The 8,924-nt window shown below is 48.3% G+C and carries 9 protein-coding genes; 2 read left to right on the top strand and 7 right to left on the bottom strand.

Annotation, left to right across the window (positions count from 1 at the left end; translation table 11 throughout):
- A partial coding sequence (locus B2R48_RS20300; protein WP_297003788.1) for an HAD-IC family P-type ATPase occupies window positions 1-831 on the top strand: 831 nt, incomplete at its 5' end.
- A 302-nt stretch (window positions 832-1,133) separates the two neighbouring features.
- Window positions 1,134-2,330, top strand: coding sequence for a Y-family DNA polymerase (locus B2R48_RS20295; protein WP_309471237.1), 1,197 nt, complete (start codon window positions 1,134-1,136; stop codon window positions 2,328-2,330).
- A 261-nt stretch (window positions 2,331-2,591) separates the two neighbouring features.
- On the opposite strand, the gene B2R48_RS20290 is transcribed toward B2R48_RS20295, so the two are convergent.
- From B2R48_RS20290 to B2R48_RS20260, 7 genes are all read right to left on the bottom strand, one after another.
- Window positions 2,592-3,851, bottom strand: coding sequence for a 5-methylcytosine restriction system specificity protein McrC (locus B2R48_RS20290; protein WP_063089341.1), 1,260 nt, complete (start codon window positions 3,849-3,851; stop codon window positions 2,592-2,594).
- A complete protein-coding gene (locus B2R48_RS20285) occupies window positions 3,844-5,385 on the bottom strand; it encodes an McrB family protein (protein WP_063089342.1) in 1,542 nt (513 codons plus the stop codon). The genes B2R48_RS20290 and B2R48_RS20285 overlap by 8 nt, the downstream gene beginning before the upstream one ends.
- Window positions 5,385-6,551, bottom strand: a complete 1,167-nt coding sequence (locus tag B2R48_RS20280) for a DNA cytosine methyltransferase (protein WP_063089343.1) — start codon at window positions 6,549-6,551, stop codon at window positions 5,385-5,387. The genes B2R48_RS20285 and B2R48_RS20280 overlap by 1 nt, the downstream gene beginning before the upstream one ends.
- A gap of 215 nt (window positions 6,552-6,766) precedes the next feature.
- Window positions 6,767-7,039 carry a hypothetical protein gene (locus B2R48_RS20275; RefSeq protein WP_063089344.1) on the bottom strand — a complete coding sequence of 91 codons (273 nt, stop codon included), beginning with the start codon at window positions 7,037-7,039 and terminating at the stop codon, window positions 6,767-6,769.
- Window positions 7,039-7,668 (bottom strand): division plane positioning ATPase MipZ, encoded by a 630-nt coding sequence (locus B2R48_RS20270; RefSeq protein WP_063089345.1) that lies wholly within the window; start codon window positions 7,666-7,668, stop codon window positions 7,039-7,041. Before B2R48_RS20270 ends, B2R48_RS20275 begins: the two co-directional genes overlap by 1 nt.
- A gap of 52 nt (window positions 7,669-7,720) precedes the next feature.
- Window positions 7,721-8,221, bottom strand: a complete 501-nt coding sequence (locus B2R48_RS20265) for a ProQ/FINO family protein (protein ID WP_168173423.1) — start codon at window positions 8,219-8,221, stop codon at window positions 7,721-7,723.
- 185 nt (window positions 8,222-8,406) lie between these two features.
- Window positions 8,407-8,924, bottom strand: a 518-nt coding sequence (locus tag B2R48_RS20260) for a hypothetical protein (RefSeq protein ID WP_349676163.1), incomplete at its 5' end; no start/stop codon positions are given.

Below are 8,924 nucleotides of genomic sequence, written 5' to 3'. Positions count from 1 at the left end.
GGATCCGAACATCCATTGGCTGACGCCATTGTTAGTGCTGCTCAGGAGCGCGGCTTGTCCCTTGATAAGGCAGAGGACTTTGAAGCTGTAACCGGTCAGGGCGTCACCGGAAAGGTGGATGGCAAGTCGGTTGCCCTAGGTAATAGTAAACTCCTTCAGACTCTCAATATCGATCATTCTACTGTTGATAAAACAGCAAATGATCGGCGAGATATGGGGGAGACGGTAATGCATGTCGTTATTGATGGAAGAATTGCCGGGCTCATTTCCGTAGCCGATCCGATCAAGGACACGACATTGGAGGCTTTAAAGGCGCTCAAGAAGCAAGGCTTCAGAATCGTCATGGCAACCGGTGACAACCAACGAACAGCAAAATCCGTTGGCAATAAACTTTCCATTGACGAGATTCGGGCCGATGTCTCCCCAGAAGACAAAGCCAATTTAATTATGGAACTCAAGGCTGAAGGCCATCAGGTAGCCATGGCAGGTGACGGCGTCAACGACGCCCCTGCTCTTGCTCAGGCTGATGTCGGAATTGCGATGGGTACGGGCGCTGATGTTGCAATTGAAAGTGCTGGTTTCACCCTCGTCAAAGGTGACTTGAGCGGGATTGTTAGAGCCCGAGAACTCTCGGAAGCAACGATGCGCAATATCCGGCAAAACCTCTTCTTTGCGATGGTCTATAACGCAGCCGGTGTGCCTGTTGCTGCGGGTCTGCTCTATCCGTTCTTTGGCATTCTCATCTCACCAATGTTTGCCGCTGCAGCCATGAGCTTATCCTCGGTATCAGTCATTGCGAATGCACTGAGGTTACGTCGAGCAAGTTACTAGCATCCCAATATTGACTGATTGGGCGAGGGGTGAACCAGACAAGGCTGACTTTAATACAGGACAGTTCACCCCTCGCCCATTTTAAATGACATACCAACCAGCACTCAGAACTTTAAATCTCTTCTGATCCGTTCCCAAAATTCATCTGTCGACTTTTTACACTTGGTAGCCAGAAATCTATTTTCATCGAATTAGTGTTGATGCACTTATCTTCTAACCACCTATATAATTTGACTGAACAGTTTTTGTGTGAACAAAAATAATAATATATTTGTATTTACTCTTTTAAATCAAAGCTCTGAATAATAACAAACTATATTAAATGTAATATAAATAATGACGGATGCACGATTGCACGAAGCCCTGAAGCAAAGGCGTTGGGGATCAAGATGGGGCAACCTCTGTTCCAGATCCGCGACCTGGTACGTCGGCATAACGTGATCGTCAAATCCAGCAACTATGCACTTTATGGGGATATCAGCCGACGGGTGATGACGCTCATAGCAAACGAGGTACCGGACAGCGCAATCTATTCAATAGACGAAATTTTCATCGACCTGGACAATACGCCCATCGATCATGATCTATGGGCACGGGATCTGAAGGCGAAGATCCTGCGCGAAACCGGGATACCTGTCGGGATTGGCATCTCGACCACAAAAACACTTGCGAAGCTCGCGAACCGCCTGGCAAAGAAATCCCCCAAGGCAAAAGGCGTGGTTGTCCTCGATGATCAGAAATGGATAGACCTCGCCCTGGAGCGAACTGAGGCAGGTGACATTTGGGGTGTTGGGCGAAAGTTCGCCCTCAAGCTTGCCTCCATTGGCGTTACTACAGCCCGTCAACTTCGCGATATGCCTGATACAACCGCCCGGAAAATGATGACGGTCGGCGGCCTGAAAACCGTGCGCGAACTTCGCGGCATTCGATGCATTAACCTCGATGACAGCCCACCACAGCGTGAAACCGTGTGCGTGTCGAGATCCTTCGGAAAAGAGATTGACGACAGGGAAATGTTAAAAGAAGCGCTGATTACGTTCGCTGGCAGGGCATGCTCAAAGTTGCGCCGGCTTAACCTTGTCGCGTGTCGGTGTCAGCTCTTTATTTTGAGCAACAGATTCAAGATGGATCGACAGCAGTTCTCGCGGGGTTGCGAGCTGACAATGACGCCTGCAACGAATGACACAAGGATCGCGAGCAACCTGGTTGGCCAGAACATCAATCGGATTTGGCGCAACGATCTTGCCGTGAAAAAAGCCGGCATATTGATGCTGGATTTGTGTCGGCCGGAAGATGCGCCCAGAGATCTTTTTACAGGACACTGCCAACTGGACAACCCACTGATGAAAGCAATTGATCAGCTTGAAGGGAGATTTGGTAAGGACGCTGTGACGGTTGGCAGAGTGTCCAGGTCAAAGGTCCCGGACTGGTTCATGACATCCACCAATCGGTCGCCGTGCTATACGACGAGATGGCAAGACATTCCAATAGTTTGGTAAGGACACAAGTGTTCAACCAAGAGCCCCGCTAACCTGTGTCAATCAACGTTGATTTTCACAAATGTTGGCACCATTTTGCAAATTTCAATTGCAAAATCAATGAATGTAAGTACGTCTCTCTGTGAATCGACAAGACAGCTGAAATCTCTAACGCAATAATCGTATACAGCCACTGCATTAGATAGATCGACACCGATACTAGATATCCCTAGAACAATATTTTATGGTTATCTTTGGTGGCCGCCATCGAAGGGTATCATCTCAAGAGTATTCGTGGTTTCCATTTATCATTCGCAAAACATTGTTTGCGAAACGATCAGCTTCAGCATCCTGATCTGAAGCAGCTAAGTCATATCTCAACAAAACCATCTCTTTACCTGACGCTGTAGTACCAAGGTACCGTGATGTATCAATACCATCAGCAGGACAAACAAACCCACCTAGCGTCACTGGCATAGCATCCATAAAAGACAGCACTTCATAGCGATCTGTCTCCTTGGGTTCCGGTTTGTATTTCGCATCAAGAACAGCAACTATGTTGTCATCTTGACAAATAATCATATCAGGGTGAACGGAATAACCGCCTCCATCTATGAAAAATGGGCTAGACGAGTTGTTGCCGTCCCTAACGCGATACCCATGTGGAGCAAGGCGCACCGCCAACTCCCTACGCAGGAACGCTTCGAAAACTTGCGAGACATCTATGATCAATGATTCTAATCTAACAAACCCATCAAAGCTTAACTCCGGTAGCGCACTTTGAAGGATTAGGTATGCCGACCAGAGAGGGTCCCTGTAGTGTGAAAAGCGAGAAGACAGTGACTGGATCTTCTTTGAGAGCTGCCTAACTAAATCGCTCCGACTAGCCTCCCAATCGGAAATATGCCACATGCCGTGATACAGATCTCGCGCTTCGCGTAGCATCGGGTTCCGATGATCATTCTCAACAAACCAATCAATGACTTGTTTCAACGCAACCTTAAGAGCGATGTTCTGGACTGTAGAAGGAGTCAAAACACTTTGCTCGAACTCATGCCTGTACCTAATACCCTTTGAAGCATGTTTGCGAACCGTGTCAGATGCAATAAGTCGCCCCCTCCAGGGTGTTTTGAATCTTGGAGCCAAGTACTCCTTCATATAACCTTTGCGGGCGATTAGCCTAACACCTGCGATCAACGATCGAGCGTAAATAAGCTCAGCGTTATTTGTTGTCACAAAGCGGGGCATATAGCCTCGCACAAACCCAGAGATTGCTGATGGAATTACACCTGAATGAACCAGCATGTATGAAAGATTCGAGATTGTTGCTCTAGGGACTATTCTAACAGCGATGCCGGGGGTCAGTGGAATAGTTCCTACAAAGCGCGTTGCTCTCAGCACAACCTGACCGCCACGCATTGTAGCCGTCAAGTAACCCTTTGTCGTAATCCTCTCATCTAACTGGAGTTCCCCATCTTGCAGCAGAGAGCTAACACGGACGGATAGTTCCTCAAACTCCCTACATTCGATGATATTAGGCATGATCCGCCACGCCCTCAAGGCGACGAACAAGAGCATGGAAGCTTGCGGCGAGGTCATCCATTGCACCGTCGTTCAACTCTATGGCATGAACTGCAGCGGGTCGGAGTCGATACTCCCAGACGAGTTTCAAGTGATCCACATTCTTGATGTCGGAGAAAAATGAATGCCCAATACCGAAAGGAACTATCCGCTGTATTACGTCAAACCATTGGCCAATCTCGAAGACTTGATCTTGAGTAAAGCCGCCTCCTTCTTCTAGGAGGCTCTCAACAACCTCTCTAGATGGAGTTATTTCAATGTGATCGAAACGGCGGACAAAAGCAGCATCAACTTGAGCGACACTCCTGTCATATGGATTCATGGTCCCAATGATCACAAGATTTTCTGGAACCGAGAACTGCTTACCAGAGAAGGGTAATGTGAACTTCTCACCTCTATAGTTGCGCTCAATATAGGTAAGCAGTTCACCAAAAATTCTGGCTGGATCGCCGCGATTGATCTCATCAACGATCATCACCACGAGCCGTTTTGCTGGCGCAAGTTCTTTCGCACGCAGACAAGCAATGAGGAATATTTTGTCAACCACCTTAAAGCCTGACTGAGCTATCTCGTCAGGGCGATACCCCTCAACAAAATCTTCATAGCCATAAGACGGATGAAATTGCACCCGAAACATGTCGCGCTCCGAGTCAACAACAAGATGCTTCCCAATTCGCTTCGCGTAGTAAGATTTTCCAGTTCCAGGTACACCTGTTAAGATAATCCCAGAAGTCCCAAGCCCCAATAGCTTCTGCACTTGAAGTAAGATTGGGTCATCCAGATCCATTGCCAAGGAATCTGGAGCAACCACAGGAATTGCAGATGAGGACTTTACATCATTGACCAGAACCTGTTGGATCGCTGCATAATAGTCTTGATCCTCTGAAGCTTCGACGAAGATTTTATCAGGGTCCTCTGGATGAAATACGAACAGTTTCTCGTAATCCTCATCCCTCTGCGGGAACTCCGACCTGAATGCTGCTTCCAAATCACGAGCGTCAGCATCATCCGGAAATTCTCTATCACGGAAGAAGAGAGCGGCAATATCAAGGATCGGTGCTCGTGCTACATTCGGTCCCTTTGTCAAAACCTTGTCACGAAAGATATCTGCGTAGTCGTCAGCAAGAATCCATTCTTCACCATTATCGGTTATGCGCCTAGAAGCGGCATTCCACTTTCCAGCAAAAGTATTCTTCCTTATTGTCGCTGAATTGCTATGAGGAAACCCCGCTTCAGCTCGACGCAAGGTGACTGGATTGAAGTAAGGTTTGGCTTCATTTTCATCCACCAAACGAAAATACTTGTTCCAAAAATCAAACTCGTGCGGTGTCTCGTTCATTAGCGTGGCAGTACCGGGCAAGTTGCCGGCCCCACGTTCAATCAATGCAAGCATTGGGAATAGGTGAGTAGCCCCTTGACTTTTTGCTTTGCCACGCCAATTCGCCATATTGTTTAGGGCAGATGCAACCCTGTCAGCTCTGATTTTCTTTGTCATCAGGCAGCACGACTATGTTCGTTGCTCACTTGAGAAAGCATTTTTACAATTTCCGCTCCAATTGCCTTGGCCAGAAGAGGCGGGACGGCATTGCCAATCTGCCGGGGAAAGCTAGCGCCCACGAACTGATAGCGATCAGGAAAGCTCATAAACCTCGCAGCTTCTCGGTGAGAAATAGCTCGATCCTCCCATGGGTGTAAGAAGGGGCCAGATGCAACATTCCTGTAGTTACATGTAATGGTGTAAGATGGTTTAGTCGGACTCAGACGATGATAAAGAGTCGTGCAGTCTCTACGTAGCGCACCGCTCGATATAGTCCGCATTTTTTTGAAGCGCGCAGGCAGCACATCCACTGGCGCCGCCCTAAGCCCTTCGCCCTGACCAATATGGTTAGCTAGAGACTGGGCCTGTGCTGAAAGCGGTCTTCCAACGTGCAGCGTTACATTGTCTGGCGCGTCAGTTCTGCAATAAACTTGGTAGGGATTTTGCGGACGGCAAATATAGGGGCGCTCTTCTCGATTGTAATCGTTCCCCATCAGCGGAAGATCGCCGATTGCCTCTTCGACTGTAACGTACGGCTTCAGTTTGGGTTCTCCTCCCGAACTATGGCTACGCGCAGGGAATGAAAGCTTGATATCATCGACTCGCGTACCAATAAAGAGTATCCGATGTCGCATCTGCGGAACCCCATAGTCGGCAGCTAACACTTGTGCAAAATCTGTACGATATCCAATCTCCTCAAAAGCCTCTTCAATCTGTCGCCGGAAAGCTCCCTTCTCGTAGGAGAGCATCCCTCGGACGTTCTCCATTAGGAACATCTTAGGCTGCACCTCGTCAACAAGCCGGACAAAATGCTTAAAGAGAAAATTTCGCGGGTCGTCCTGCATCCGTTTGCCATGAGTACTAAAGCCTTGGCAGCTAGGCCCCCCTGCTATCAGATCAATTTCTCGAACACCTGCTAATTCCATAAGTTGTTCGCCGGTTACCTTTTCGACATCCCCTTCAATCACCGGCACACTAGGATGATTCAAGCGATAGGTCGCTACTGCGTGCTTATCGAAATCAACACCAGCTACAGGCCTAATGCCAGCCTGACGCAGTCCTTCACTGAGACCACCTGCGCCACAAAACAAATCTATCACCGTCGGTGATGATCGAACTTGCATGCTCGTCTCCCTAGTTTTTCCCCTAACTCTGCCATCACTACCACAGTGAGTCGCCGAGAACAATATGTGAACATATGATTGTAGTGAATGAATTCAGTAGACATTTCGTTAAGATGCGGGAAATCCTAGCCTAGACACTTGTTATCAAGCTTCTAGGTGCACCAGCAAAATAACCAACTAAGAATTCGTAGAGGCTGGAGTTATATTTTTCCAAGCTATAAGCTTTTTGCTACTTCCGCGATAGCCCAACGAATAAAGTTGTTCTTGGATCGACCTGATATTTCAGCCGCCCTTTCAAGAACCTCCCATTCCGCCTGATTGAATGGAAGGCTGATCGCCTTATAATCCCGTTTCTTGCCTGGCGCTTTTGGCGGCCTCCCCATTCGCCCGGGCTTGGCCACTTCATCCACCCGGCTTGCAAAGTCTTCAATCTTCGCGGGATCAACATTTGGGATTTCAGTATTTTTCGGCTCGCGACGTTTTACCATCAGAACATCCTTTGTATGAGAGCATGTATCTCGGAAGCCGCTTTGGGATTGTCCATCTCGACGACACTACGTCCCTCCGGAAGAGCATCCCGATAAACCTTGCGCTCACAGATGACCTCGGAAAGCAACTTGATCTCAGGAAAGTCTGCCAAATATTCGCGAGCCTCTTCGCGCTCGCGAATGACTGGATTGGTCGGCACCATCGTCATAAGACCATGGACCTCAAGCCCCGGATTGAAATCACGTGCCTCGACAATGATTTTCTGCAGTTCGCCCAACGTATCCAGATCCGCATTCGAGGGCTTGAAAGGTACGATCAGCTTATGAGCTGCTGTCATACCCGTGCGAAGCTCCCGACTATCTTTGCCAGGGGCATCAACAATCACATACTCGTATCGATTGTTCAGATCGATCAGAGTGTCGCGGATATTGTCGTATTTCTGAACGCAGTGGACTTTGGGAAGATCGGGATTTTCGTCCCGGTCCATCACCCATTTTGCAGCAGTGCTTAGTGGGTCGGCGTCAACCAACACAACATCATTTCCCTGCTTTGCGAGTGCGGCACAAACATTTACCGCTGTCGTCGATTTTCCACATCCGCCCTTGCGGCTTCCAAACAAGACAATCACAGCATTACTCCCGCATTAAATCAATACATAATCAGTATTGTATATGTGTTTTTTAGGTACCGGATCGACGATTGATGGTGAGAACTGTGCGAGCCGGTTTGACTGGTTCTGGTTTTGATACTGGCGAACTTAATCGGCCATCTAGCTGAGGGTTTGCATTCTTGCGCCGCATCTTTTTGAAGCGACCCAACGCGATCTTCCGGGCGTGCTCACGATTATTTTCCGACACGGGATCATCGACAGATCCGTCCAGTCGATATCGATGACTGTCATCAAGCCCCAAAGCCATCTGGTATCCAGTCGCGCCGGTATATCTCTGCAGAGCATGCTTCAGCTCATCAGGTGTCGTTCCTGCTTTCATCAGATCGCCAAGGATAGCGCGCACACCAAGCTGAAACGGCTTGATCTGGTCTGATAGATTTGCTGGCAGAATTGCAATCTCCTCGCGCAACAAGGATTGCAGCTCTTGTGCGGCCCTTAGCTCAAAAGCCCTCGCAATGATCTTTCGATCAGCAGACCAGATTGAACCCTGGGATTTCTTGTGCTTGGTCACTTTGACCTCCATTCGAACCCGCATTGAAACAGCATTAAACCAACATTTATATGGTATCACTTAATTATTTAAATAGTATTTATTCAGTACCATTAATATACTGAATTATCAGATCAATGCAAGAACTAATTCAATACTAAATAAGTGTTTTTTTTGATAGTTTCGACAGTGAAATATAGTGCCGTTCATTCAAGCGAACTGCACCATCCTCCGCGCTCACCGCCATCATAGGGACGTGCATGCCCTTCCCGGATAAGGAGCTCATGAAGCCAGATATTGCCAACAGCGACCCAAGCGACTACACGGCCACCATAACGACCCCATTCAGGGTTGCAGAATTGAACCGGGGTATTTGTCTGGACAGCTTGATCCAGTAAAGCCCGAACCCGATCACGCGCAGCTGCTGCTGCCGATTTCTCCGCATCACATGCGCCCCGGATCTCCGGAGCATCAAGGCCAGCTACCCGGACAGACATTCTTGATATCGGATCTGGTAAGCCTGGCATTTGGATGAAGATCGTATCACCATCATAGGCGAGGCTGCCTTTGCTTTCGCGCAGCGGCCATTGATAGCAATTGAAATCGCTGGCATCGGCGCGGACGCCACCACAAACCGAAACCAGAAAAAGACCAAATAGGTACTTTTTCAATGCTATTTTAGTTGTAATTTGGTGTTTATGGTATACGGATTTAATGGTTGATG

It is taken from the genome of Thalassospira sp. UBA848 (assembly GCF_002295455.1).
Taxonomy (GTDB): Bacteria; Pseudomonadota; Alphaproteobacteria; order Rhodospirillales; family Thalassospiraceae; genus Thalassospira.
Note: the sequence above shows the minus strand (reverse complement) of the source record. Positions and strands in the feature narration are given on the sequence as shown.